Below are 23,022 nucleotides of genomic sequence, written 5' to 3' on the forward strand. Positions count from 1 at the left end.
GGTGATCAGGCCGCGTTGATGCGCGAGGGCGATTGCTGCGAGGCGGGGTTCTGCACCTTGTAGTGCACCTGCAGGGTGCCGCTGTTGAAGCGGCGCTGGTCGCTGAGCGTGAGGCTGCGCTCCATGCCCGTCGCCAGCAGCGGGATGCCGGCGCCGAGGAGGTGGGGCACCAGGTTGATCACCACTTCGTCGATCAGCCCGGCGGTGTAGCAACTGCCCGCCAGCAGGCTGCCACCGACCAGCCAGACACGCTGGAAGCCGGCTTCCCCCAGGGCGGCGACCGCCTGAGCGGGAGTGCAGTGGGTCAGTTGCACCTCGTCCGAGGCGCGCGGCAGGGGCAGGCGGGTGAGCACCACGCAGGGCTTGCCGGGGTAGGGCCAGGCGCCGCCGCGCTTGAGCAGCGCCTCATAGGTGCCGCGGCCCATCAGCAACGCATCGATGCCGGAGTAGAAGTACTGGAAGCTGTACTCCTCATCGGCCTGGCGCAGCGAAGCGAACCAGTCGATGTGGCCATCGGGGCGGGCGATGTAGCCGTCCAGGCTGGAGGTGACGTGATAGATCAGTGACGGGCTCATGGGGCGTTCTCGGCTGGCCATCTGACGATTTGAGCGATGCCGTGGAGACAAGTTCGTCAGTGGCCATACCGCTTGTCGGCAGACCGTCGGAAGACCACTCAGTCCAGCACGTTACGCAGGATTTCGTAGACGATGCCCGTCGCGACCGCCACCAGCACCACGTCGGTACCGATCTGCTTCCATTCGTAGCCATCGTAGTGCGGCAGGCGCGCGTTCAGGCGGCTGTCGAAGTTCTTGGCGATGCCCGGCGGCAGCGGCTTGCCGCGAGCCAGGTTCTTGGCGATGCCGGGTGGCAGGGACGAGGTCGGGCCGATCAACTGGCGGTTGTCGCCGAGGACGATACGCACCCGGCCGATATCGACGCTCGGGCCGCGCAGGTCGATCCGCACGTCTTCCTGCTGACCCTGCTGACCCTGCTGGCCTTGGTGACCCTGCTTGCCCTTGCCCGGTGGCGGGCTGGCGAGGACCGGGGAGGCCGCCAGCAGCGCGCAGAGGCTCAAGGCTACCGCTGAGTGAGGCTTCATGAACATGAGAGAGACTCCTCTGGAGTGATATCAATCTGACTCCCGGCGGGGCGCTCGGTTCCACCCGCCGGTAGGAAAGCGTAGCGGCGAACGCATCGACTATCGTTGGCCGAGTGCAAAGAAATTCGGCCCGGACGCCGGAAACCGTTAGGCTATGCACCGTTTTGTCGATTTCTCGAGGTAGTGCCCCCGTGTTTGCCCAATTCGCCCTGCATGAACGCCTGCTGAAAGCCGTGGCCGAGCTTAAATTCGTCGAGCCGACGCCGGTACAGGCCGCAGCGATTCCTCCTGCGCTGGAGGGCAAGGACCTGCGAGTGATCGCCCAGACCGGCAGCGGCAAGACCGCCGCTTTCGTCCTGCCGCTGCTCAACCGCCTGCTCGGCGACGGCAACTCCAAGCAGCGCCTGAGCATTCGCGCGCTGATCCTGCTGCCGACCCGCGAGCTGGCGCAGCAGACGCTCAAGGAAGTTGAGCGCTTCGCCCAGTTCACCTTCCTCAAGGCCGGACTGGTTACCGGCGGCGAGGACTTCAAGGTGCAGGCCGCACTGATGCGCAAGATCGACATCCTCATCGGCACGCCTGGCCGTCTGATCGAACATGCCAATGCCGGCAACCTGCCGCTGGATGAGGTCGAGGTGCTGGTGTTCGATGAAGCCGACCGCATGCTCGACATGGGCTTCGCCGAGGACGCCCAGCGTCTGGCCGAGTCCTGCGGGCCGCACCAGACCCTGCTGTTCTCCGCCACCACCGGTGGCAACGGGCTGCGGGAGATGGTCGCCAAGGTGCTCAAGCAGCCGCAGCACCTGATGCTCAACAGCGTCAGTCAGCTCAACGAAGGCACCCGTCAGCAGATCATCACCGCCGACCACAACTACCACAAGGAGCAGCTCGTCGACTGGCTGCTGGCCAACGAGACCTATGACAAGGCCATCGTCTTCACCAATACCCGGGTGCAGGCCGATCGCCTCTACGGCAAGCTGGTGGCGGCCGGGGTCAAGGCCTTCGTGCTGCATGGCGAGAAGGACCAGAAGGACCGCAAGCTGGCCATCGAGCGCCTGCGCCAGGGCGCGGTCAAGGTCCTGGTCGCCACCGACGTGGCGGCACGCGGTCTGGACGTCGATGGCCTGGACCTGGTGATCAACTTCGACATGCCGCGTTCCGGTGACGAGTACGTGCACCGCATCGGCCGCACCGGCCGTGCCGGTGGCGAGGGCCTGGCGGTGTCGCTGATCTGCCACAACGACTGGAACCTGATGTCGAGCATCGAGCGCTACCTCAAGCAGCGTTTCGAGCGCCGCACCGTCAAGGAACTCAAGGGCGTCTACCAGGGGCCGAAGAACCTCAAGGCCTCGGGCAAGGCCGCCGGCAGCAAGAAGAAAAAGGCCGAGAAGAAAGAGCCAAAGAAAGCCGCCGCGCCCAAGCGCAAGAGCGGCCCGCGCCCGGCCGGCAAACCCTCCGCGCTGGTCAGCGCCGACGGCAGCGCACCGCTCAAGCGCAAGAAGCCAGCCGCGGAGTGATTCCGTAGGGTGGACGACGCTTCACCCGTCCACCGGGCGGTGAGTGCAATGGTGGATGAAAAGAGCGTCATCCACCCTACGTTTGTGTCGTGCGCAGCAGCCGGCGGCGGGGGATTCCGTAGGGTGGACGACGCTTCATCCGTCCACCGAGCGGTGAGCGCAATGGTGGATGAAAAGAGCGTCATCCACCCTACGGTTGCGCCAGTCGCAGCAGCCGGCGCCGAGGTGATTCCGTAGGGTGGACGACGCTTCACCCGTCCACCGCGCTGTGAACGCAATGGTGGATGAAAAGAGCGTCATCCACCCTGCGGCCTGTCCTCGTGTTTATTCGACGCCGACGAAACCGCCGGTCTGATGCTGCCACAGGCGCGCATACAGGCCGCCATGGGCGATCAGCTCGGCGTGGCTGCCGGTTTCGATGACCTGCCCCTTGTCGATCACCACCAGGCGGTCCATGCGCGCGATGGTCGACAGGCGGTGGGCGATGGCGATCACCGTCTTGCCCTGCATCAGGCTGTCCAGGCTTTCCTGGATGGCCGCCTCCACTTCCGAATCGAGCGCCGAGGTGGCTTCGTCCAGCACCAGGATCGGTGCGTCCTTGAGCAGCACGCGGGCAATGGCGATGCGCTGGCGCTGGCCGCCCGAGAGCTTGACGCCGCGCTCGCCCACCTGGGCGTCCATGCCGCGCCCGCCCTGGCTGTCGTCGAGCGTCGGGATGAAGCTGTCGGCGCGTGCCTTGCGTACTGCCTCCCAGAGCTCATCGTCAGCGGCATCGGGCTTGCCGTAGCGCAGGTTGTCGCGGATCGAGCGGTGCAGCAGGGAGGTGTCCTGGGTCACGACGCCGATATGCGCGCGCAGGCTTTCCTGGGTCACCGTGCCGATGTCCTGGCCGTCGATCAGGATGCGTCCGCTCTCCAGGTCGTAGAGGCGCAGCAGTAGATTGACCAGGGTCGACTTGCCGGCCCCCGACGGGCCGACCAGGCCGATCTTTTCGCCGGGGCGGATGTCGATGTCCAGGCCGCTGATCACGCCGCCGCGCTTGCCGTAGTGAAAGTGGATGTTCTCGAAGCGCACGCCGCCGTGCGGCACCTGAATCGGCGTAGCATCCTCGCGGTCGGCGACCTGGCGCGGCTGGACGATGGTCTGCATGCCGTCCTGCACGGTACCGACGTTCTCGAAGATGCCGTTGACCACCCACATGATCCATTCGGCCATGTTGTTGATGCGGATCACCAGGCCGAGCGCCAGGGCGATGGCGCCGGTGCTGATCAGCGCCTGGCTCCACAGCCACAGCGCCAGGGCACCGGTGCCGACGATCAGCACGCCGTTGAGGCAGGTGATGAGAAAGTCCAGGGCGGTGATGGTGCGCGACTGCAGGCGGAACTTGTCGAGCAGGTCCTGCATGGCTTCGCGTGCGTAGCTTTCCTCTTCCTGCGAGTGGGCGAACAGCTTGAGCGTGGCGATGTTGCTGTAGCCATCGACCACGCGGCCCATCACCTTGGAGCGCGCGGCCGAGGCGGCGGCCGAGCGTGCCTTGATGCGTGGCACGAAGTACCACAGCGCGGCGCTGTAGCCGACGATCCACAGGGCCAGCGGCAGCACCAGGCGCAGGTCGGCGGCGGCGAACAGGTACAGCGCGCTGCCGGCGTAGACCACCACGTGCCACAGCGCGTCGATCACCTGCATGGCCGAGTCGCGCAGCGACGGGCCGGTCTGCATCACGCGCTGGGCGACGCGACCGGCGAAGTCGTTCTGGAAGAAGCTCAGGCTCTGCTTGAGTACGTAGCGGTGGTTCTGCCAGCGGATCAGGTTGGTCAGCCCGGGGTTGACCGCCTGATGCGTGAGCAGGTTGTGCAGGCCGAACACCAGGGGGCGGATGACCAGCGCCACCAGCAGCATCCACAGCAGTGCGTCGCGGTGTTCGGCGAAGAAGCTGCCGGCATCCGTGCTGGCCTGCGCCATGTCGATCAGCTGGCCGAGGAAGCTGAACAGCGCCACCTCGATCACGGCGGCGAAGAAGCCCACGATCAGCACCGCGACCATCAGCGGCCACACCTGTTTCAGGTAGTGGCCGTAGAAGCGCAGCATACCCGGCGGTGGCGCGATGTCCGGGCTGGGTTTGAAGACGTCGATCAACGACTCGAAGCGGCGAAACAACATTGCAGGCATCCTGCCTCGGCATGGAGGGACGCCGATAGTACGCCCTTAGTGCGAGCGAGTCTCAGTCAAAAGTGGTTTCTGCAGTTCGCTGGCCCAGGCCAGCAGCGGCACGTCCAGCTCGGGCTGCCAGATGCGCTTGAGCAGCAGGTTCAGGTGCTCCATCTCCCCGCGTTCGAAGGGCAGGCGTGCGATGTGTTCCTGTAGCTGCCAGCGACCGTCGCGCAGGTGGGCGAAATCGAAGCGGAACGGATGGAACCCGGTCATGCCCAGGCGCAGGTCGGTGACGATCAGGTGATCGCCGACCTGGTCATAGCGCAGCACGCCACCGGTGAACCAGTCCAGGCGCTCGTGCATGGCCGAGCCCGCGAGCTGTTCGCGCAGCTGCGTACCGCGTGGCAGGCGCTGCAGGTGCGGCGTGTCGTCGTCGAGCCAGCCGACCAGGGCCTCGTGGTAGTCCTCGCCGTCGAGCACGATCACCCGCCAGAGGAGGGTGTTGAAGGGCGTCGGGGTGACGAACAGGCGTTCTGCCTGGATGCCCTGACGCGCCAGTTCCTGCTCCACGCGCTGTTCGGCCATGAACTTGCCGGCCAGGCTGAAACCGATGTACAGCGTCGACAGGGCCAGGGCGACGGCGGGTACGCGCCAGCTCTGCTCGCGTAGCCCGCTGAACAGGCTGATGACTACGGCCGCGATCAGCGGCACGGTATACAGCGGGTCGATGATGAACAGGCTGGACCAGGCCGTGGGTGTCGGCGTCAGCGGCCAGAACAGCTGTGTGCCATAACTGGTGAAGGCATCCAGCAGCGGGTGAGTGACGAGCACCAGCCACAGGGTCAGCAGCAGGCGCTGGGCCGAGTAGCCGGGATGAGGCCGAAAGCGCCTGGCCAGCCAGGTCAGCAGCAGGGCGAAGCCGCTGAGCACGAACAGCGAGTGGCTGAAACCTCGGTGGTAGGTCATGTTGGCCACCGCGTCGCCGTACTCCATGATCACGTCCAGATCGGGTACGGTGGCGAGCATGGCGCCGTAGAGCAGAGCCTTGCGTCCCTGCCAGCGGCCGAGCAGTGCGCCCTGGATGCTGGCGCCGAGTACCGCCTGGGTTATGGAGTCCATCGTGTGCTTCCGCAAGAGTAGAGGCCGCTACGTTAGCCGAGGTGCTGCCGGCGTGGCGTGGGGAAATTTCAAGCAAAGATTACAGACCGCGGAGGTATCCTGATGCGCATGTTCATCCAGAAACCCTGCTCATGCTGATCCTGTCCAACAGCGTCCACCTCCCGCTCGATGAAATCGAGCTGACCGCCATTCGCGCCCAGGGCGCCGGCGGGCAGAACGTCAACAAGGTGTCCAGTGCCGTGCACCTGCGCTTCGACAGTCAGGCTTCGTCGCTGCCGCCGTTCTACAAGGAACGCCTGCTGGGGCTTGCTGACAGCCGCGTCACCGCAGACGGCGTGGTGATCATCAAGGCGCAGCAGTACCGCACCCAGGAGCAGAACCGCGCCGATGCGCTGGAGCGACTGCTCGAACTCATCCGCAGTGCGGTCAAGGTGGACAAGAAGCGCCGCCCGACCAAGCCGACGCTGGGGTCGAAGAAGCGCCGCCTCGATGGCAAGAGCAAGCGTGGGGCGATCAAGGCGGGGCGCGGCAAGGTGGATTTCTAGCGCGTTGCTCAGCTGCGTCCGGCCAGATAGGTCTGATAGTCGGGAATGCGGTAGCTGTGCTCGCGCTCCATCAGGCTGCTGCTGAGCAGGTAGTCGGCGCTGCTCTCGTTGCACGCCACCGGAATGTTCCACACCGCAGCGACGCGCAACAGGGCCTTGATGTCGGGGTCGTGCGGCTGCGGTTCGAACGGGTCCCAGAAGAACACCAGCATGTCCACACGCTGCTCGGCGATGCGTGCGCCGATCTGCTGGTCACCGCCCAGCGGGCCGCTGATCATGCTTTCCACCGGCAGCTCCAGGCGCTGGCCCAGCAGCAGGCCCGTGGTGCCGGTCGCCAGCAGCTGGTGCTGGCGCAGCCGCTCGCGCTGGCGCTCGCACCAGTCGAGAAGGAAGCTCTTGCAGTGGTCGTGGGCGACCAGGGCGATGCGCTTGCGAGCGGGCAAGGTCGCCTGGGTGAAGCTGATGCGGCTCATCGGACCTCCTCTTTCAGTTCATGCGCGCCAGGAGCAGGCAGTTGTCCAGCATGCGGTTGGAGAAGCCCCACTCGTTGTCATACCAGGCCATGACCTTGAGCAGCCGGCCGCTGACCTTGGTGTGGTTGGCATCGAAGATCGACGACAGCGGATTGTGGTTGAAGTCGCAGGACACCAGCGGCAGCGCGTTGTAGCCGAGCACTGGCGAGCGTTCGCTGGCCGCCTTGAGCAGGGCGTTGACCTCGCTCGCGTCGGTGTCGCGTTTGACCTGCAGGGTCAGGTCGACCAGCGAGACGTTGATCACCGGCACCCGCACCGCCATGCCGGTGAGCTTGCCCGCCAGCTCCGGCAGGACCAGGCCGACGGCCTCGGCGGCGCCGGTCTTGGTCGGGATCATCGACTGGGTGGCCGAGCGCGCGCGATAGGGGTCGCTGTGATAGACGTCGGAAAGGTTCTGGTCGTTGGTGTAGGCGTGAATGGTGGTCATCAGGCCCTGTTCGATGCCCAGCTCGCGTTGCAGCACCTGAGCCACGGGCGCCAGGCAGTTGGTGGTGCAGGAGGCGTTGGAGATGATCTGCATGGCCGGCGTCAGGACTTCGTCGTTGACCCCGTAGACCAGCGTCGCATCGGCCCCTTTGGCCGGAGCCGAGATCAGCACCTTGCGCGCACCCGCGGCCAGGTGTGCGGCGGCCTTGTCGCGTTCGGTGAACAGCCCGGTGCATTCGAGCACCACGTCGACCTGGTGTGCCCGCCACGGCAGGTCGGCGGGGTTGCGGATGGCGCTGACGGCGATGCGGTCACCCTTGATCCACAGGCATTCGCCATCGACCCGCACCTCTTCGGGGAAATGCCCGTGTACGCTGTCATAGTGCAGCAGGTGGGCGTTGATCGCGCTGTCCCCCAGGTCGTTGATCGCCACGACCTGCAACTGCTGGCGGTAGTTCTGGGTATAGAGTGCTCGCAGCACGTTGCGACCGATGCGGCCAAAACCGTTGATGGCGATTCGTAGCGTCATGGTGAGGGTCTCGTAATTTTGTTGTTAGAATTACAAGATTATTCCCGTTGTCGTGGAAATCAAGCCCAATGAGTGGCAGAATTTTGTTGTAAATATAAATATGCGCTAGCTGTTAACCTGGAGATTCCTCATGCATCCCCGTGTTGTCGAAGTGACCGACCGTCTTATCCAGCGCAGCCGAGCCACGCGCCAGCGCTACCTCGAGATGATTCGCACGGCGGCCAGCGAAGGGCCGCAGCGTGGCAAGCTGCAGTGCGCCAACTTCGCCCATGGTGTTGCCGGTTGCAGCGGGCACGACAAGCAGACGCTGCGCCTGATGGATGCGGCCAACGTCGCCATCGTGTCCGCCTACAACGACATGCTGTCGGCGCATCAGCCGTATGAGCAGTTCCCCGAGCAGATCAAGCAGGCCCTGCGCGAGCTGGGTTCGGTCGGGCAGTTCGCCGGTGGCGTGCCGGCCATGTGCGACGGCGTCACGCAGGGCGAGCCGGGCATGGAACTGGGTATCGCCAGTCGTGAAGTGATCGCCATGGCCAGCGCGGTGGCGCTGTCGCACAACATGTTCGATGCCGCGCTGTACCTGGGGGTATGCGACAAGATCGTTCCGGGCCTGCTGATGGGCGCGCTGCGCTTCGGTCACCTGCCGTCGCTGTTCGTCCCGGCAGGGCCGATGACCTCGGGCCTGTCCAACAAGGAAAAGGCCGACGTGCGGCAGCGCTACGCCGAGGGCAAGGCGAGCCGCGACGAGCTGCTCGCGGCGGAGATGGCCGCCTACCACGGGCCGGGCACCTGCACCTTCTACGGCACCGCCAACACCAACCAGTTGTTGATGGAGGTGATGGGACTGCATCTGCCGGGCGCCTCCTTCATCAATCCGGGCACGCCGCTGCGTGATGCCCTGACCCGCGAGGCCGCGCAGCAGGTCACGCGCCTGACCCGGCAGAGCGGCCAGTTCATGCCCATTGGCGAGATCGTCGACGAGCGCTGCCTGGTCAACTCGATCGTCGCCCTGCACGCGACGGGCGGCTCGACCAATCACACCCTGCACATGCCGGCCATCGCCCGTGCCGCCGGGATTCTGCTGACCTGGCAGGACATGGCCGACCTGTCCGAGGTGGTACCGACCCTGGCGCACGTCTATCCCAACGGCAAGGCCGACATCAACCACTTCCAGGCCGCCGGCGGCATGGCCTTTCTCATCCGTGAACTGCTGGATGCCGGCCTGCTGCATGAAGAGGTCAATACCGTGGCCGGGCGTGGCTTGTCGCGTTACACCCGCGAACCCTTCCTCGAAGCCGGCAAGCTGGTATGGCGTGACGGGCCGGATGCGAGCCTCGAGGAAAGCGTGTTGCGTCCGGTGGCCCGGCCCTTCTCGGCCGAGGGTGGCCTGCGCCTGATGCAGGGCAACCTGGGGCGTGGGGTGATGAAGGTGTCTGCGGTGGCGCCGGAGCACCAGGTGGTCGAAGCGCCGGCGCTGGTCTTCGAGGACCAGCTGGAGCTGGTGGAAGCCTTCAAGGCCGGCAGGCTGGAGCGCGATTTCGTTGCTGTGGTGCGCTTCCAGGGGCCGCGCAGCAACGGCATGCCGGAGCTGCACAAGATGACGCCTTACCTTGGTGTGTTGCAGGACCGAGGCTTCAAGGTGGCGCTGGTGACGGACGGGCGCATGTCCGGCGCCTCCGGCAAGATCCCGGCGGCCATTCATGTGTGTCCGGAAGCGTTCGACGGCGGGCCGCTGGCGCGGGTGCGCGATGGCGACGTGCTGCGTGTCGATGGTCGCAGCGGTGAACTGCTCCTGAGAGTCGCAGACGCCGAGCTGGCTTCCCGTGAACTGGCGGCCAGACCGGCGCCGGCCAGTGGCTGCGGGCGCGAGCTGTTCGCCTTCATGCGTCACAACTTCAGCACGGCGGAGCAGGGCGCCAGCGCCTTCACCGAGAGCCTCGAATCCTTGACCTGAACAGGGGCGGTGGGCAACGCGAAGCGTGTCCACCGCCTGTCCGGATGGTGGATGAAAGACGCGTCATCCACCCGGCGGGTTATCAGATGCCTTGCGGAATCTCTTCGCCGCCCAGTGCGGTGAACAGCTCCGGGAGGAACTCCACCAGGGTCATCATCATCAGCACGAAGCTGGCATCCTGCTGGGCTAGGGCGTCATCGCCACCGTCCTGCTCGGCCTGCTCCTGCAGGACGTCCTCGAAGCGCAGGCGCTTGATGGTCAGCTTGTCGTCGAGCACGAACGACAGCTTGTCCTGCCAGGCCAGCGACAGCTGGGTGACCTGCTTGCCGGTGGACAGGTGCAGCTGGATTTCCTCGCTGGTCAGGTCCTGGCGCTTGCAGCGCACCACGCCACCGTCTTCATGGGTGTCGCGCAGCTCGCACTCGTCGAGCACGAAGAAGCCTTCGGCGGCACTCTGGTTCTTCAGCCAGTCGGTCAGGGTGGCGGTCGGTGCTATCTTCACCGACAGCGGGCGTACCGGCAGCGAGCCGATGGCCTCGCGCAGGGTGGAGAGCAGGTCCTCGGCTTTCTTGGCGCTGGCGCTGTCGACCAGGATCAGGCCCTGCTTCGGCGCGATGGCTGCGAAGGTGCCGGACTTGCGGATGAAGGCGCGAGGCAGGAAGGCCTGGACGATCTCGTCTTTGATCTGATCGCGCTCCTTCTTGTACACCTTGCGCATCTGGGTGTTCTCGATCTCGTCGACCTTCTCCTTCAGCGCGTCACGCACCACCGAGCCCGGCAGGATGCGCTCTTCCTTGCGCGCGCCGATCAGCAGGAAGTCACCGCTGACATGCACCAGCGGGGCATCGGCACCCTTGCCGAAGGGCGCGGTGAAGCCATAGGTGGTCAGCTCCTGGCTGGCGCAGGGACGGGCCTGTTTGCCGGACAGTGCGGCTTCCAGCGCGTCGGCGTCGAACGGGATGTCCTGAGTGAGGCGGTAGACCAGCAGGTTACGAAACCACATGAGCAGGTGACTCTCCATTGGTGTTGAGGTCGCGGGGTGGCGCCATCCATGAACCTTTCCCGCATGAGAAAGGAGGCGCACCGCGACGGATGAAGGTGATGGACAGGGATTCGTCCACTCGGCACAGAGCGCGCATTATTCTCCGCTGGCGGGCTCAGGCCAACCCTGACCACGGTGCGTCGAGAAAATTCGCTGGTCTCACCTAAGTTCTTGCTGGGCCGGTAAATTTTTTTGCAAAGAGGGCTTGCCAAGGTGCGGATCGCTCTCTAGAATGCGCCCCACTTCGAGAGCGAATGGGTGGTTAGCTCAGCCGGGAGAGCATCTGCCTTACAAGCAGAGGGTCGGCGGTTCGATCCCGTCACCACCCACCAATCTCGCAGTTACGCGCAGCGGTAGTTCAGTCGGTTAGAATACCGGCCTGTCACGCCGGGGGTCGCGGGTTCGAGTCCCGTCCGCTGCGCCATTCTTCTCCTCGCTTCATCCCCTCCTGTGACAATGCTTCGGCGCCCGCCGAATCTCTTCGAAAAAATCCTTTGTTTGCTTGAACTTATGCGCATTGCACGGCTCCTATGCCGTAGCCAGTGATCGCGGCGTACTGCTAAGCTCGCGCTTTCACACGACGGCCTTCGGGCGCATCTACAAGGAACAAGCATGAAACAGCATCGTTTGGCGGCAGCGGTTGCCCTGGTGGGCCTGGTGCTTGCCGGTTGCGATTCGCAAACCAGCGAAGTCGAACTCAAGAGCCCCGCGCAGAAAGCCTCCTACGGCATCGGCCTGAACATGGGTCGCAGTCTGTCCGAGGAAGGCATGGACGATCTGGATTCCAAGGCCGTCGCCCAGGGCATCGAAGACGCGCTGGCGAAGAAGGAGCCGCGCATCAAGGACGAGGACATGATCGAGGCCTTCTCCTTCCTGCAGAACCGTGCGCAGGAGCGCATGACCGCGCTGAACAAGGAAGCGGCCGAAGCCGGCAAGAAATTCCTCGAAGAGAACGGCAAGCGTGAAGGTGTCGTGACCACGCCGTCCGGCCTGCAATACGAAGTGATCAAGAAGACCGACGGCGCGCAGCCGAAGGAAAGCGACGTGGTGACCGTTCACTACGAGGGCAAGCTGACCGATGGCAGCGTCTTCGACAGCTCCGTCGCACGTGGCAGCCCCATCGACCTGCCGGTCGGCGGCGTGATCCCGGGTTGGGTCGAAGGTCTGCAGCTGATGCACGTGGGTGAGAAGTACAAACTGTACATCCCCAGCGAGCTGGCCTATGGCGAGCAGAGCCCGTCCCCGGCCATTCCGGCCAACGCGGTGCTGGTGTTCGACCTGGAGCTGATCGGTATCAAGGATCAGGCGGCAGAACCGGCTGAGCCAGCCGAGCCGGCAGCGCAGTAACACTGCATGGCTTCATGACAACGCCCCGTCTTGACGGGGCGTTGTCGTTTCCGGGCCTTGGCTGGCACCTGCAGTGTTACGCTTATGCACATTGTGGGAAAGGTTCCTAACAAGCGTGCGCTACCCTTGCAAGCTGCTCATGTCAATCGGCAACTCGTTGATTTTCATGGGTTTTATGGGCTGTATAAAAAATGCCCGATCTGAGCCCAGGCCCCATGCCACGGGGCTTTGATAAGCTTGTCGAAAGTCTTTGCACAGATTTATCCACAGCTTCGGTGGATAAGCGAAGCAAGCCCAGGCAGCGCCTGGCTTGCCGAGGAGGTCCGATGAAAACCCCGTGGAAACTGACGCGTTACCTGCCGCTGGCGGCCCGTTTTCTTCGTGAGGGGCGGCTGCCTGAGTTGCTGCGCGCGCTGGGTGACAAGCGCACCCCGCAGGGCCAGCGCTTCGCCGCGCTGAAGGATGACCTGCAGCTGTTGCGCGCGCTGAGCCTGGCCTGGTTCAAGGGGGAATACCGGCAGATCAGCCGCCAGGCGTTGCTGATGGTGGTCGCCGCGCTGCTGTATTTCATCACCCCGCTGGACGCCATTCCCGACTGGCTGGTAGGGGTGGGTTTCGTCGATGACCTGGCCGTGCTGGCCTGGGTGATGCGCACCTGGCAGGGGGAACTCGAGGCATTCAAGGCCTGGCGTGCCAGGCAGGCCCCGGAGAAGCTGGCGCTCATCGAGCACCTGCCGGCCGAGCCGTTGCATTCCTGATCGCGGGCGCTTGTGCGGCGAGACGCGGCGCGCTGCGTGGAGTGCCTGCACGGATCACGCCCCAGGCGGCTTGGCCCTGTTAAGATGGCCGCTTGCAAGGAAAGGATCGAGGCCATCGGTCCTGCTTTCCAACGGAGAGACTCATGAGTGTGCAAATCATTGCCCGCGATGGTGAGCCGGAGTACGCGGTACTGCCCTGGGCCGATTATCAGGCCCTGCTGCAGGCCGCAGGACACCAGCCTGCCGTCGAATCTGGTCGCGAACAGCCTGATCCGCAGGCCGTGAGACCCGGGCTCGATCAACTGCGGGCACTGCGTGAAGGCAAGGGACTGACGGCCGAGGCGCTGGCGCGCAGTGTCGGTATCAGCCCGCACTATCTGGCGATGATCGAGCGTGGCGAGCGTCAACCGGATGCGGCCATCCTGCGCTCCCTGGCATGGTTGCTGGGGTTGGAGGGCTGGTCTTGAGCGTACGTATCAGTCGCCAACACTGGCAGGCGTTGCTTGACGAACTCGATGATGCGCGCCGGCAGCGCCATCTGCTTACCTACCGGGCGCTGATCGAGCGCCTCGACCTGCCGACACCGGCCATGCAGACCCTGACCGCAGCACTGGAGCATCTGGCGGCGCTGGATGCCCGTGCCGAACGGCCACTGCGCAGCGCGCTGGTCATCAGCCAGGGGGCCAGCCGTCTGCCGCGTACCGGCTTCTTCGACTGCGTGATGCGCCTGGGGCGCTTCAGCGGAGCCTCCGATGGTGTGGCGGCCGCATCCTGGCATGCCGCAGAGGTGGTCCGGGTGTTCGAATTCGACTATCCCGTCGATGTCTAGGCTGCTCTGGCAGGTGCGCGCGCGCCTGGGCTACTGGTTGGCCCGGCGCCTGTTTCACTGGTCGTGGACGTTGCGCCAGCCGCGTCTTTGGCAGTGGATGCAGGGCCAGTACGGGCGCATGGCCAACCTGGGCGATACCCCGGCGCAAAGCTTCTACGGGCATATCCTGCTGTTTCGCGGTCAGGGCCTCGGTGCGCGCGAGGAGGGGCTGAGGCTGTTGCGCCTGGCTGCCAGCGGCGGCGACGGCAAGGCCGCTTATCAGCTGGGTGTACAGGCGTTGCAGGGTGACACGCGACAGGCGCCGGACGGTGTGCAGGCGGTGCGCTGGTGGGAGATGGCGCTGGCGGCTGGCCATCCGCTGGCGGCGCGGCGCCTGAGCCAGGTGTATCTCGACGGCGCACCGGGCGTCACGCCTGATCGGGCCCTGGCCGAGCACCATGCCGCGCTGGCGCAGGAGACGCAGGCTTCAGCTGGCTGAACCGGCGAGGATGTGCAGGCTGTAGCCGGGCACAGCCTTGGCGTGGCGCTTGGCTTCGGAGGCGAGTTCCGCCAGGCGCGAGGCGTCGAGCTGCAGGCAGTCTTCCTTGCTCACGTGCACCACGCCGATGGACAGCGACAGCAGGGCGTATTCCTGGCGCTGGCCGTGACGGTTGTGGGCGACGAAACAGCCGGCCTGCAGGTGTTCTTCGCGGTAGAAGCGGCGGCACTGGCTCTGGAAGTCCTCGATCAGGCGACCGAGCTTTTCGCGCCAGTCGGTCGAGCCGAGCACCAGCATGAAATCATCGCCCCCGATATGACCGACGAAATCGCGCGCCGGGTCCACCCGCTCGTTCAGGCACTGTGCCAGGCACAGCAGGACCTCGTCGCCCTTGGCGTAGCCGTAGAGGTCGTTGAAGGGCTTGAAGCTGTCGATGTCGACATAGCACACCGCCGCTTCCCGCTGTTGTTGCAGCAGCCGGCTCAGGCACTGCTGGATGGGCACGTTGCCCGGTAGCAGGGTCAGCGGGTTGGCATGACGCGCCTGCTGCAGCTTCTGTTCGGTGATCAGCTTGAGCACGTCGATCACCCGCCCCAGGCCGAGGTAGCGGCCGCCCTGGATGATGATGAAGTCCTCTTCGATGCGCTGCCGCGCGCGGCTGGTGAGCAGGCGGCTGACCTTCTGCAGCGATTGCTTCAGTTCCACCGCGAGAAAGTCCTGGCTCATCAGGCGGCTGATCGGTTTGCGCGCGAACAGGTCGGTCGCGAACGGCTTCAGCAGCGCTTCGGAGAGCGAATGGCGGTGCACGATACCTACCGGCTGTTGCTGCTCGTCGAGCACCGCCAGTGAGTTCAGATTGGCCTGGGCACGAAACAGATCCAGCACCTCGGCGATGGCGGTGCGCTGGTCGACGGCGGGCTGCTCGTTGAGCAGGGCGCTGAGGTCATGGTTGTCCTCGTTGAGGCTGCTGTGCTGAGTGCTCTGCAGCTGTGGCAGCAACTGGCGGGCGTCCCGTGGCGGTTTTTCCTGCGGCCTGCTCAGCAGGTAGCCCTGCACCAGATCCACCCCCATCTCGGCCAGTACGGTCAGCTCTTCGGTCAGCTCGATGCCCTCGGCGATGACCTGTGCGCGCGAGGCCTCGGCCATCTTCAGGATCGAGCCGACGAACTCGCGCTTCACCGCGTCCTGGTGGATGCCGTCGATGAAGTGGCGGTCGATCTTCACGTAGTCCGGGCGCAGCTCGGACCACAGGCGCAGGCTGGAATAGCCGGCGCCAAGGTCGTCCAGGGCGATGGAGAAGCCCATGGCGCGGTAGTGGTGCAGGGCATTGTCGAGCAGCGCGAAGTCTTCGGTCGGCGACTGCTCGGTGAGTTCGATCACCACCTGGCTGGGCGGTATGCCGAAGGTCTGCAGCAGCTTCAGGGTACGCCCGGGCTGGTGGCTGGGGTCGAGCAGCGATTCGGGAGACACGTTGAGGAACAGCTTGCCCTCCAGCCCCAGCGCGCTGAAACCCCGGCACGCGCTCTTGCGACAGGCCATTTCCAGCTCGCTCAGACGGCCGGCATGGCGGGCGACGGCGAACAGGGTCAGGGGCGAGTGCAGCGGGCTGTTGGACGGGCCACGGGTCAGCGCCTCGTAGCCGAGGATGCGCTGCTCGGAAAGCGAGACGATGGGCTGGAACAGGCTACTGAGGTCGCCGTGAGCGAGGATGTTCCCCAAGGCGCTCAACTGCTCGGTGACGGTCATGGTGTTCTCGATCTGCCGGAAACGAAGAGGCCGGCTTTTTAGCCGGCCCCTGCATTTCACGACAGTTCGATGACAATTTGATGACGTTCCCTAATCCCTGATCAATGGATGGCCAGGGACGGGTTCAGGCTCAGGTAGTCGATGAGGATGTGGCCGGACTCGGACAGATAGGCGTCGTCTTCCGGCTTGCTGCCCTTGTCTTCAACGGGCAGGGCGTCTTCGTCTTCCTTGGCCAGTTCCGCGAGAGGCTTCTCACCCTTGGCCACGCGACGATCGTTCTCCAGCTTGAGCTGCTTGGCCTCGATGGCGGCCTGCTGTGCACGGCGTTTGACTTCGTTGAGGCTGACGGTGGTTTCGGCCATCAGCTGCTTCGACAGGTCGATGCTGGCGCGGGTGAAGAGGAAGTCCGGGTCCTGCGCGGTGCGCTGGTCGTGCTTGCTCTGCAGCTGGGTGAGGAACGGTTTGATCGGGTCCAGCTCCGGCTTGATCGCCGGGCGGATGCTGTCCCAGGGCATGGCGGCGGGCAGGGCGCTCTCACCGATGTCCTTGGTGTGCATCACATCGGGGTAGGCGATGTCCGGCAGTACACCCTGGTGCTGGGTGCTCTGCCCCGATACACGGTAGAACTTGGCCAGGGTCAGCTTCAGTTCGCCGTGATTGAGCGGCTGGATGGTCTGCACCGTGCCCTTGCCGAAGGTCTGGCCGCCGAGGATCAGTGCGCGGTGATAATCCTGCATGGCACCGGCGAAGATCTCCGAGGCAGAGGCGGAGAGGCGATTGACCAGTACGGCCAGGGGGCCGTTGTAGTAGATGCCCTTGTTCTCGTCCGCCAGCACGTCGACGCGGCCATCGGCGTTGCGTACCAGTACGGTCGGGCCCTGCTCGATGAACAGGCTGGTCAGCTCGGTGGCTTCCTGCAGGGAACCACCACCGTTGTTGCGCAGGTCGATGACCAGGCCGTCGACCTTCTCGGCACGCAGCTCGTCGATCAGCTGTTTCACGTCACGCGTGGTGCTCTTGTAGTTGGGGTCGCCCGCGCGGAAGGCCTTGAAGTCGAGGTAGAAGGCCGGCAGTTCGATCACCCCGAGCTTGTAGTCGCGGCCATCCTGCTTGAGGTGCAGGACCTTCTTCTTCGCCGCCTGCTCTTCGAGCTTCACCGCCTCGCGGGTGATGGTGACCACCTTGCTGGTCTGGTCGGTCGGCGGGTTGCTGGCCGGAATGACTTCCAGGCGCACCGTGGAGCCTTTCGGGCCACGAATCAGCTTGACCACTTCGTCCAGGCGCCAGCCGATCACGTCGACCATCTCGTCGTTGCCCTGGGCGACGCCGACGATCTTGTCGGCCGGTGCGATCTGCTTGCTCTTCTCCGCCGGGCCGGCGGGCACCAGGCGCACCACCTTGACGTGCTCGTTGTCGCTCTGCAGCACGGCGCCGATACCTTCGAGCGAGAGACTCATGTTGATATCGAAGTTTTCCGCGTTGTCCGGCGACAGGTACGTGGTGTGCGGGTCGTAGGTGGTGGCGAAGGCGTTGATGTAGGCCTGGAACACATCCTCGCCACGGGTCTGCTCGAGGCGCTTGAGCTGGTTCTTGTAGCGCTTGGTCAGCAGCTCCTGGATATCCTTGGTTTCCTTGCCGGCGATCTTCAGTCGCAGCACTTCATCCTTGACGCGCTTGCGCCACAGGTCGTCGAGCTCGGCACGGTCCTTCGCCCAGGGCGCTTTCTCACGGTCGACCTGCAGGTCCTCGTCGACGCTGAAGTCGATCTTGTCGACACCCTTGGTCAGCTCGGCCAGGGCGAAGTCGAGGCGCTCCTGCAGGCGCGTCAGGTGCCGGCGGTAGATGGCGAAGCCCGGTTCGAGGTTGCCGCTCTTGAGCAGGTCATCGAACTGGTTGCGCCACTGGTTGAATTCGGCGATGTCCGACGCCATGAAGTAGCTGCGCGATGGATCGAGCAACTTCAGGTAGTTGTCGTAGATCTTGATCGAGCGCTCGTCGTTGAGCGGCGGTTTGTTGTAGTGGTGGCGCTTGAGCAGCTCCACGACGTTGAGACTGGCAATCACCTGATCGCGGTCCGGCTGCAGGTAGTCCCAGCTGGTCGCTGGAGTGGTCTTGGCCGCCAGCGGCAGGGCACTGAAGCCGAGTACTAGGGCGAGGGCGGTACTTGCTAGAGAGCGTTTCATGCGGATTCGACGTAGTGGCAGGTGATAACGCATATTAGGCCGTATCTGAGGGCGCCAGGTTCCGTTGGCGCTAGACGAAAGCCTCGCGCAAGGCGCGAGGCTCGTTTCACTTGCACTATGGAGGCAGCATGAAGGCATTGCAAGGCGTCGAAGGGCGTGCGGAGTGGTTGGAACAACCCACCCAGGCCTGCGACGCGGGGCAGATTCGAGTGAAGGTCGCCGCCGCAGGGCTCAATCGGGCCGATCTGCTGCAGCGCGCGGGGCTCTACCCGCCACCGCCGGGGGCCAGCCAGGCTCTGGGCCTGGAGTGCTCCGGCGTGGTCACCGAAGTAGGCGCCGGCAGCGCCTGGCAGGTGGGTGATCGGGTCTGCTGCCTGCTGGCGGGCGGCGGTATGGCCGAAGAGGTGGTGGTCGATGCACGCCATGCCATGTCGGTGCCCGAGGGCCTCAGCCTGGTCGAGGCCGCCGTGGTCCCCGAGGTGTATGCCACGGCCTGGCTCAACCTGTTTCAGCTCGGCGCGCTGCATCCTGGCGAGAAGGTTCTGCTGCATGCCGGTGCCAGTGGTGTGGGCTCGGCGGCGATCCAGCTGTGCAAGGCGTTCGGCAACCCCTGCTGGGTCAGCGTCGGCTCCGCCGAGCGGCTGGCCTACTGCGAAGGGCTCGGCGCCCAGGGCGGCGCGCTGCGTGGCGAAGATCTCCAGGCGCTCAGCGATTTCGGGCCGTTCGACGTGATCCTCGACCCGGTCGGTGGCCAGTACGCGGCCCTCAACCTGGAGCTGCTGGCGCGTGACGGGCGCTGGATCAACATCGGTCTGATGGGCGGGCGCGAGGCCAAGCTGGACCTGGCGCAGGTGCTGGGCAAGCGCATCCAGCTGATCGGTTCGACCCTGCGCAACCGCGACGATCAGTTCAAGGCGGATCTGTTGCATGACCTGCAGCAGCAGGTCTGGCCGCTGTTCGCCGAAGGCCGATTGCAGCCGCAACTGGAGCGCACTTTTGCGATCGAAGACAGCGAAGTGGCGTTCGAGACACTCGCTGGTAACCAAGTCGCAGGTAAACTGGCGCTATTGATCGATCCCGACCTGGCCTGAGCCAGGGCTGCAGCCCGCGTCTGGCGCGGGCTTCGTTATCGATTGGTGCAATCAATCGATATCATGGCCGTAATCAATAAGCTTTTTTCCGTTAGGTAGCTAAGATAGCAACCGTAAATTTTCAACCCTCACAGAAACCTCAGAAGGAGTCAGAGATGTCCCTCATCAATACTCAAGTTCAACCGTTCAAGGTCAACGCTTTCCACGCTGGTGAGTTCGTCGAAGTGACCGAGCAGTCCCTGCAGGGCAAGTGGTCCGTGCTGATCTTCATGCCGGCTGCCTTCACCTTCAACTGCCCGACCGAGATCGAAGACGCCGCCAACAACTACGCCGAGTTCCAGAAGGCGGGTGCCGAGGTTTACATCGTGACCACCGACACTCACTTCTCGCACAAGGTCTGGCACGAAACTTCGCCGGCCGTTGGCAAGGCTCAGTTCCCGCTGATCGGTGACCCGACCCACCAGCTGACCAACGCCTTCGGCGTGCACATTCCGGAAGAAGGCCTGGCGCTGCGCGGCACCTTCATCATCAACCCGGAAGGCCAGATCAAGACCCTGGAAATCCACTCCAACGAAATCGCCCGTGACGTGTCCGAGACCCTGCGCAAGCTGAAGGCCGCTCAGTACACCGCCGCCAACCCGGGTCAGGTTTGCCCGGCCAAGTGGAAAGAAGGCGAAGCCACTCTGGCTCCTTCGCTGGACCTGGTCGGCAAGATCTAAGAACGGCTTCAGAGCTGCTGCGCTCGGCCAGGCAGCGGGGTAATCGGACTCGGGCTTGTCATGTACGTCGGTACATTCCGCGCCGTCATCGGATTACGCCTTGCCTGGCCGTCGCTCGCGACGCTCTGAAACCCGTTTTGCACTTGCTACCTGCGCTGTTTGGGCCATCACCGGCCCTTGTGGTGCCCGATGCCCGGGCGCGATCCGTCCGGGCATTTTATTGCCCGAATTTTTTGTTTCTGAGGACTGTTCGCCATGTTGGACGCCAATCTTAAAGCCCAGTTGAAGGCCTACCTGGAAAAGGTCACCCAGCCGTTCGAGATCGTCGCGTCCCTCGATGACAGCGCGAAATCCCAGGAGCTGCTTGGCCTGCTCAACGACATCGTCGGCCTGACCGACAAGATCACCCTGAAGACCGATGGCAGCGATGCCCGTCGTCCTTCGTTCGCCCTGAATCGTCCGGGCGAAGACACCGGCGTCGCCTTCGCCGGCATCCCCATGGGCCATGAGTTCACCTCGCTGGTGCTGGCGCTGCTGCAGGTCGGTGGCCACCCGTCGAAGCTGGACGCCGATACCATCGCCCAGATCAAGGCCATCGAAGGCCGCTTCGAGTTCGAGACCTATTTCTCGCTGAGCTGCCAGAACTGCCCGGACGTGGTCCAGGCGCTGAACCTGATGGCAGTGCTGAACCCCAATATCCGCAACGTCTCCATCGACGGTGCGCTGTTCCAGGAAGAAGTCGAGCGTCGCCAGGTCATGGCCGTGCCGAGCATCTACCTGAACGGCGAGGTATTCGCTTCCGGCCGCATGGAAGTGAAGGAGATTCTCGCCAAGATCGACACCAAGGCCGGTAGCCGCGACGCCGAGAAGATGAGCGCCAAGGAAGCCTTCGATGTGCTGGTGGTCGGCGGTGGCCCGGCTGGCGCCTCGGCGGCCATCTACGCTGCGCGCAAAGGTATCCGCACGGCCATCGCTGCCGAGCGTTTCGGTGGCCAGGTGCTCGATACCATGGCGATCGAGAACTTCATTTCGGTGAAGGAAACCGAAGGGCCGAAGCTGGTGCGCGCCCTGGAAGAACACGTCAAGGAATACGAAGTCGACGTGATGAACCTGCAGCGCGCCTCCGCGCTGGTGCCGGCCAATGGCGAAGGCGGCCTGCACGAGGTGCAGTTCGAGAACGGCGCCTCGCTCAAGGCCAAGACCGTGATCCTCTCCACCGGCGCACGCTGGCGCGAGATGGGGGTGCCCGGCGAGCAGGAGTACAAGGCCAAGGGCGTGTGCTTCTGCCCGCACTGCGACGGCCCGCTGTTCAAGGGCAAGCGCGTGGCGGTGATCGGTGGCGGCAACTCCGGCGTCGAGGCGGCCATCGACCTGGCCGGGATCGTCGCCCATGTGACCCTGCTGGAGTTCGCCGACACCCTGCGTGCCGACGCCGTGCTGCAGAAGAAGCTGTACAGCCTGGCGAACGTGACCGTGATCAAGAGTGCGCAGACCACCGAGGTCAAGGGCGATGGCCAGAAGGTCAACGCGCTGGTCTACAAGGACCGCACCAGCGAAACGCTGCACACGGTCGAACTGGAAGGCATCTTCGTGCAGATCGGCCTGCTGCCCAACAGCGACTGGCTCAAGGGCACTCTCGAGCTCAACCGCTTCGGCGAGATCGTGGTCGATGCCAAGGGCCAGACCAGCGTGCCGGGCGTCTTCGCTGCCGGTGACGTCACCACTGTGCCGTACAAGCAGATCGTCATCGCCGTGGGTGAGGGTGCCAAGGCCTCGCTGAGCGCCTTCGATCACCTGATCCGCCACAGCTGATCAGCGCGCTGGAACGACAAAGGCCACCTTCGGGTGGCCTTTGTCGTCATGGGCGTATTGCGGTGACTGCTTCGCGGCTGAAGCTGCAGGTGTTCATGCTGCATGCCGCGGATTTCCTCCGGGCTACGGTTGTGTAGCCCGGATGCAATCCGGGGCGGCTCGTCAGCCCGCGGCTAGAGCCACGCCTGCACTCAGCGCTTGAGGCCGCCCAGGGTCAGCGGCATCTGGCGGTTCACATCCTTGTACAGCAGGTAGCGGAAGCGACTCGGGCCACCGGCGTAGCAGGCCTGTGGACAGAAGGCGCGCAGCCACATGAAGTCACCGGCTTCGACTTCGACCCAGTCCTGGTTGAGGCGATACACCGCCTTGCCTTCCAGCACGTACAGGCCGTGTTCCATGACGTGGGTCTCGGCGAAGGGGATCACGCCGCCCGGCTCGAAGTTGACGATGTTGACGTGCATGTCATGGCGCATGTCGCTGATTTCGACGAAGCGCGTGGTGCTCCAGCGACCTTCGGTGCCCGGCATGACGATCGGCTCGATGTCCTGCTCGTGGGTCACGAAGGCTTCCGGGTAGGGCACGCCTTCGACGGGCTGGTAGGCCTTGCGCAGCCAGTGGAAGCGCACCGCTTCGCTGCCGTTGTTGCGCAGTGACCAGTCGCTCTGCGGCGGGATGAAGGCGTAGCTGCCCGGACGCAGGGCATGCCGGGTGCCGTTCAGGGTCAGGTTGCACTCGCCTTCGACGACGAAGATCACGCCTTCGGCGCTCGGGTCGAGCTCGGGCTTGTCGCTGCCGCCGTTGGGGGCGACTTCGACGATGTACTGCGAGAAGGTTTCGGCGAAACCGGTCAGCGGGCGGGCGATGACCCACATGCGCATGTTGTCCCAGAACGGCAGGTGGCTGGTGACGATGTCACGCATCACGCCTTTGGGGATCACGGCGTAGGCTTCGGTGAACATGGCGCGATCGGTCAGCAGTTGCTCCTGACCGGGATGGCCGCCATGCGGGGCGTAGTAGTAGGGCGATTTGCTCATCGAGAGATTGCCTCGGCGGGTGAAAGGCACCGGGATCGACCCGGCGCGGAAAACGGTCTCCCATGCACTATAGGAATTTGCGCCTGGATTCGGAAATTAAATAGTAGAAT

General features: G+C 64.5%; 21 protein-coding genes and 2 tRNA genes. 13 read left to right on the forward strand and 10 right to left on the reverse strand.

The window, feature by feature from the left end; translation table 11 throughout:
- Window positions 1–5: 5 nt before the first annotated feature.
- Window positions 6–575 carry a dihydrofolate reductase family protein gene (locus EPK82_RS16725; protein WP_037047338.1) on the reverse strand — a complete coding sequence of 190 codons (570 nt, stop codon included), beginning with the start codon at window positions 573–575 and terminating at the stop codon, window positions 6–8.
- A gap of 98 nt (window positions 576–673) precedes the next feature.
- Window positions 674–1,105, reverse strand: coding sequence for an anti-virulence regulator CigR family protein (locus EPK82_RS16730; protein WP_134677373.1), 432 nt, complete (start codon window positions 1,103–1,105; stop codon window positions 674–676).
- A gap of 185 nt (window positions 1,106–1,290) precedes the next feature.
- Between EPK82_RS16730 and EPK82_RS16735 the strand changes: the two genes are divergently transcribed.
- Window positions 1,291–2,616, forward strand: a complete 1,326-nt coding sequence (locus EPK82_RS16735) for a DEAD/DEAH box helicase (protein ID WP_037047343.1) — start codon at window positions 1,291–1,293, stop codon at window positions 2,614–2,616.
- 324 nt (window positions 2,617–2,940) lie between these two features.
- Here EPK82_RS16735 and EPK82_RS16740 read toward each other — a convergent pair whose 3' ends face one another.
- Together EPK82_RS16740 and EPK82_RS16745 are read right to left on the reverse strand one after the other, a co-directional pair.
- Window positions 2,941–4,776 carry an ABC transporter ATP-binding protein gene (locus EPK82_RS16740; RefSeq protein WP_047588101.1) on the reverse strand — a complete coding sequence of 612 codons (1,836 nt, stop codon included), beginning with the start codon at window positions 4,774–4,776 and terminating at the stop codon, window positions 2,941–2,943.
- A 45-nt stretch (window positions 4,777–4,821) separates the two neighbouring features.
- Complete coding sequence (locus tag EPK82_RS16745; protein ID WP_134677375.1) at window positions 4,822–5,886, reverse strand: metal-dependent hydrolase; 1,065 nt, start codon at window positions 5,884–5,886, stop codon at window positions 4,822–4,824.
- A gap of 131 nt (window positions 5,887–6,017) precedes the next feature.
- Here EPK82_RS16745 and arfB point away from each other — a divergent pair, with 131 nt between their 5' ends.
- Window positions 6,018–6,431: an alternative ribosome rescue aminoacyl-tRNA hydrolase ArfB gene (gene arfB / locus EPK82_RS16750; protein ID WP_037047351.1), complete on the forward strand. Its 414-nt coding sequence runs from the start codon at window positions 6,018–6,020 to the stop codon at window positions 6,429–6,431.
- A gap of 8 nt (window positions 6,432–6,439) precedes the next feature.
- On the opposite strand, the gene EPK82_RS16755 is transcribed toward arfB, so the two are convergent.
- On the reverse strand, window positions 6,440–6,904 hold the full coding sequence (locus tag EPK82_RS16755) for a methylglyoxal synthase (protein WP_134677377.1): 465 nt from the start codon (window positions 6,902–6,904) through the stop codon (window positions 6,440–6,442).
- Window positions 6,905–6,917: 13 nt separating this feature from the next.
- Window positions 6,918–7,919: a type I glyceraldehyde-3-phosphate dehydrogenase gene (gene gap, locus EPK82_RS16760; RefSeq protein ID WP_134677379.1), complete on the reverse strand. Its 1,002-nt coding sequence runs from the start codon at window positions 7,917–7,919 to the stop codon at window positions 6,918–6,920.
- A gap of 130 nt (window positions 7,920–8,049) precedes the next feature.
- On the opposite strand from gap, the gene edd reads away from it, so the two are divergent.
- Window positions 8,050–9,873: a phosphogluconate dehydratase gene (gene edd, locus EPK82_RS16765; protein WP_134677381.1), complete on the forward strand. Its 1,824-nt coding sequence runs from the start codon at window positions 8,050–8,052 to the stop codon at window positions 9,871–9,873.
- Window positions 9,874–9,955: 82 nt separating this feature from the next.
- On the opposite strand, the gene rdgC is transcribed toward edd, so the two are convergent.
- Complete coding sequence (rdgC, locus tag EPK82_RS16770; protein ID WP_037047431.1) at window positions 9,956–10,876, reverse strand: recombination-associated protein RdgC; 921 nt, start codon at window positions 10,874–10,876, stop codon at window positions 9,956–9,958.
- Between the two features lie 295 nt (window positions 10,877–11,171).
- On the opposite strand from rdgC, the gene EPK82_RS16775 reads away from it, so the two are divergent.
- The 7 genes from EPK82_RS16775 to EPK82_RS16805 all read left to right on the forward strand — a co-directional run bounded on the left by EPK82_RS16775 (window position 11,172) and on the right by EPK82_RS16805 (window position 14,327).
- Window positions 11,172–11,247: transfer RNA gene (locus tag EPK82_RS16775), tRNA-Val, on the forward strand.
- A 15-nt stretch (window positions 11,248–11,262) separates the two neighbouring features.
- Window positions 11,263–11,339: transfer RNA gene (locus EPK82_RS16780), tRNA-Asp, on the forward strand.
- A gap of 188 nt (window positions 11,340–11,527) precedes the next feature.
- A complete protein-coding gene (locus tag EPK82_RS16785) occupies window positions 11,528–12,262 on the forward strand; it encodes an FKBP-type peptidyl-prolyl cis-trans isomerase (RefSeq protein WP_134677383.1) in 735 nt (244 codons plus the stop codon).
- Between the two features lie 326 nt (window positions 12,263–12,588).
- Window positions 12,589–13,020, forward strand: a complete 432-nt coding sequence (locus tag EPK82_RS16790) for a YkvA family protein (RefSeq protein ID WP_037057442.1) — start codon at window positions 12,589–12,591, stop codon at window positions 13,018–13,020.
- Window positions 13,021–13,163: 143 nt separating this feature from the next.
- Window positions 13,164–13,487, forward strand: coding sequence for a helix-turn-helix transcriptional regulator (locus tag EPK82_RS16795; RefSeq protein ID WP_134677385.1), 324 nt, complete (start codon window positions 13,164–13,166; stop codon window positions 13,485–13,487).
- The gene (locus EPK82_RS16800; protein WP_037057444.1) at window positions 13,484–13,849 is read left to right on the forward strand and encodes a hypothetical protein; all 366 of its coding nucleotides are present in this window, start codon (window positions 13,484–13,486) and stop codon (window positions 13,847–13,849) included. Before EPK82_RS16795 ends, EPK82_RS16800 begins: the two co-directional genes overlap by 4 nt.
- Window positions 13,842–14,327 carry an SEL1-like repeat protein gene (locus tag EPK82_RS16805; RefSeq protein WP_134677387.1) on the forward strand — a complete coding sequence of 162 codons (486 nt, stop codon included), beginning with the start codon at window positions 13,842–13,844 and terminating at the stop codon, window positions 14,325–14,327. The genes EPK82_RS16800 and EPK82_RS16805 overlap by 8 nt, the downstream gene beginning before the upstream one ends.
- Here EPK82_RS16805 and EPK82_RS16810 read toward each other — a convergent pair.
- Both EPK82_RS16810 and EPK82_RS16815 read right to left on the reverse strand, forming a co-directional pair.
- Window positions 14,316–16,073, reverse strand: a complete 1,758-nt coding sequence (locus tag EPK82_RS16810) for a bifunctional diguanylate cyclase/phosphodiesterase (RefSeq protein ID WP_037057446.1) — start codon at window positions 16,071–16,073, stop codon at window positions 14,316–14,318. The genes EPK82_RS16805 and EPK82_RS16810 overlap by 12 nt on opposite strands.
- A 101-nt stretch (window positions 16,074–16,174) precedes the next feature.
- Window positions 16,175–18,256, reverse strand: coding sequence for a carboxy terminal-processing peptidase (locus EPK82_RS16815; RefSeq protein WP_167494368.1), 2,082 nt, complete (start codon window positions 18,254–18,256; stop codon window positions 16,175–16,177).
- Between the two features lie 128 nt (window positions 18,257–18,384).
- Between EPK82_RS16815 and EPK82_RS16820 the strand changes: the two genes are divergently transcribed.
- The 3 genes from EPK82_RS16820 (at window position 18,385) to ahpF (ending at window position 21,878) form a co-directional block, all read left to right on the forward strand.
- The gene (locus EPK82_RS16820) at window positions 18,385–19,347 is read left to right on the forward strand and encodes an NAD(P)H-quinone oxidoreductase (protein WP_134677390.1); all 963 of its coding nucleotides are present in this window, start codon (window positions 18,385–18,387) and stop codon (window positions 19,345–19,347) included.
- 155 nt (window positions 19,348–19,502) lie between these two features.
- A complete protein-coding gene (gene ahpC, locus EPK82_RS16825; RefSeq protein ID WP_037004971.1) occupies window positions 19,503–20,066 on the forward strand; it encodes an alkyl hydroperoxide reductase subunit C in 564 nt (187 codons plus the stop codon).
- Window positions 20,067–20,321: 255 nt separating this feature from the next.
- Window positions 20,322–21,878 carry an alkyl hydroperoxide reductase subunit F gene (ahpF, locus tag EPK82_RS16830; protein ID WP_037056949.1) on the forward strand — a complete coding sequence of 519 codons (1,557 nt, stop codon included), beginning with the start codon at window positions 20,322–20,324 and terminating at the stop codon, window positions 21,876–21,878.
- A gap of 191 nt (window positions 21,879–22,069) precedes the next feature.
- On the opposite strand, the gene EPK82_RS16835 is transcribed toward ahpF, so the two are convergent.
- Window positions 22,070–22,912, reverse strand: a complete 843-nt coding sequence (locus tag EPK82_RS16835; RefSeq protein WP_037056954.1) for a bifunctional allantoicase/(S)-ureidoglycine aminohydrolase — start codon at window positions 22,910–22,912, stop codon at window positions 22,070–22,072.
- Between the last annotated feature and the right edge of the window lie 110 nt (window positions 22,913–23,022).

The sequence above is a fragment of the Ectopseudomonas khazarica genome, from assembly GCF_004521985.1.
In the GTDB taxonomy this organism is placed as follows: domain Bacteria; phylum Pseudomonadota; class Gammaproteobacteria; order Pseudomonadales; family Pseudomonadaceae; genus Aquipseudomonas; species Aquipseudomonas khazarica.

What these genes read in the sequence shown, in the direction of transcription:
- EPK82_RS16730 (WP_134677373.1), bottom strand. Translation starts at nt 1,105, where the DNA reads ATGTTCATGAAGCCTCACTCAGCGGTAGCCTTGAGCCTCTGCGCGCTG.
- gap (WP_134677379.1), bottom strand. Translation starts at nt 7,919, where the DNA reads ATGACGCTACGAATCGCCATCAACGGTTTTGGCCGCATCGGTCGCAAC.
- EPK82_RS16795 (WP_134677385.1), top strand. Translation starts at nt 13,164, where the DNA reads ATGAGTGTGCAAATCATTGCCCGCGATGGTGAGCCGGAGTACGCGGTA.
- EPK82_RS16790 (WP_037057442.1), top strand. Translation starts at nt 12,589, where the DNA reads ATGAAAACCCCGTGGAAACTGACGCGTTACCTGCCGCTGGCGGCCCGT.
- EPK82_RS16785 (WP_134677383.1), top strand. Translation starts at nt 11,528, where the DNA reads ATGAAACAGCATCGTTTGGCGGCAGCGGTTGCCCTGGTGGGCCTGGTG.
- EPK82_RS16725 (WP_037047338.1), bottom strand. Translation starts at nt 575, where the DNA reads ATGAGCCCGTCACTGATCTATCACGTCACCTCCAGCCTGGACGGCTAC.
- EPK82_RS16810 (WP_037057446.1), bottom strand. Translation starts at nt 16,073, where the DNA reads ATGACCGTCACCGAGCAGTTGAGCGCCTTGGGGAACATCCTCGCTCAC.
- arfB (WP_037047351.1), top strand. Translation starts at nt 6,018, where the DNA reads ATGCTGATCCTGTCCAACAGCGTCCACCTCCCGCTCGATGAAATCGAG.
- ahpC (WP_037004971.1), top strand. Translation starts at nt 19,503, where the DNA reads ATGTCCCTCATCAATACTCAAGTTCAACCGTTCAAGGTCAACGCTTTC.
- ahpF (WP_037056949.1), top strand. Translation starts at nt 20,322, where the DNA reads ATGTTGGACGCCAATCTTAAAGCCCAGTTGAAGGCCTACCTGGAAAAG.
- EPK82_RS16755 (WP_134677377.1), bottom strand. Translation starts at nt 6,904, where the DNA reads ATGAGCCGCATCAGCTTCACCCAGGCGACCTTGCCCGCTCGCAAGCGC.
- EPK82_RS16740 (WP_047588101.1), bottom strand. Translation starts at nt 4,776, where the DNA reads ATGTTGTTTCGCCGCTTCGAGTCGTTGATCGACGTCTTCAAACCCAGC.
- rdgC (WP_037047431.1), bottom strand. Translation starts at nt 10,876, where the DNA reads ATGTGGTTTCGTAACCTGCTGGTCTACCGCCTCACTCAGGACATCCCG.
- EPK82_RS16820 (WP_134677390.1), top strand. Translation starts at nt 18,385, where the DNA reads ATGAAGGCATTGCAAGGCGTCGAAGGGCGTGCGGAGTGGTTGGAACAA.
- EPK82_RS16745 (WP_134677375.1), bottom strand. Translation starts at nt 5,886, where the DNA reads ATGGACTCCATAACCCAGGCGGTACTCGGCGCCAGCATCCAGGGCGCA.
- edd (WP_134677381.1), top strand. Translation starts at nt 8,050, where the DNA reads ATGCATCCCCGTGTTGTCGAAGTGACCGACCGTCTTATCCAGCGCAGC.
- EPK82_RS16815 (WP_167494368.1), bottom strand. Translation starts at nt 18,256, where the DNA reads ATGAAACGCTCTCTAGCAAGTACCGCCCTCGCCCTAGTACTCGGCTTC.
- EPK82_RS16835 (WP_037056954.1), bottom strand. Translation starts at nt 22,912, where the DNA reads ATGAGCAAATCGCCCTACTACTACGCCCCGCATGGCGGCCATCCCGGT.
- EPK82_RS16805 (WP_134677387.1), top strand. Translation starts at nt 13,842, where the DNA reads ATGTCTAGGCTGCTCTGGCAGGTGCGCGCGCGCCTGGGCTACTGGTTG.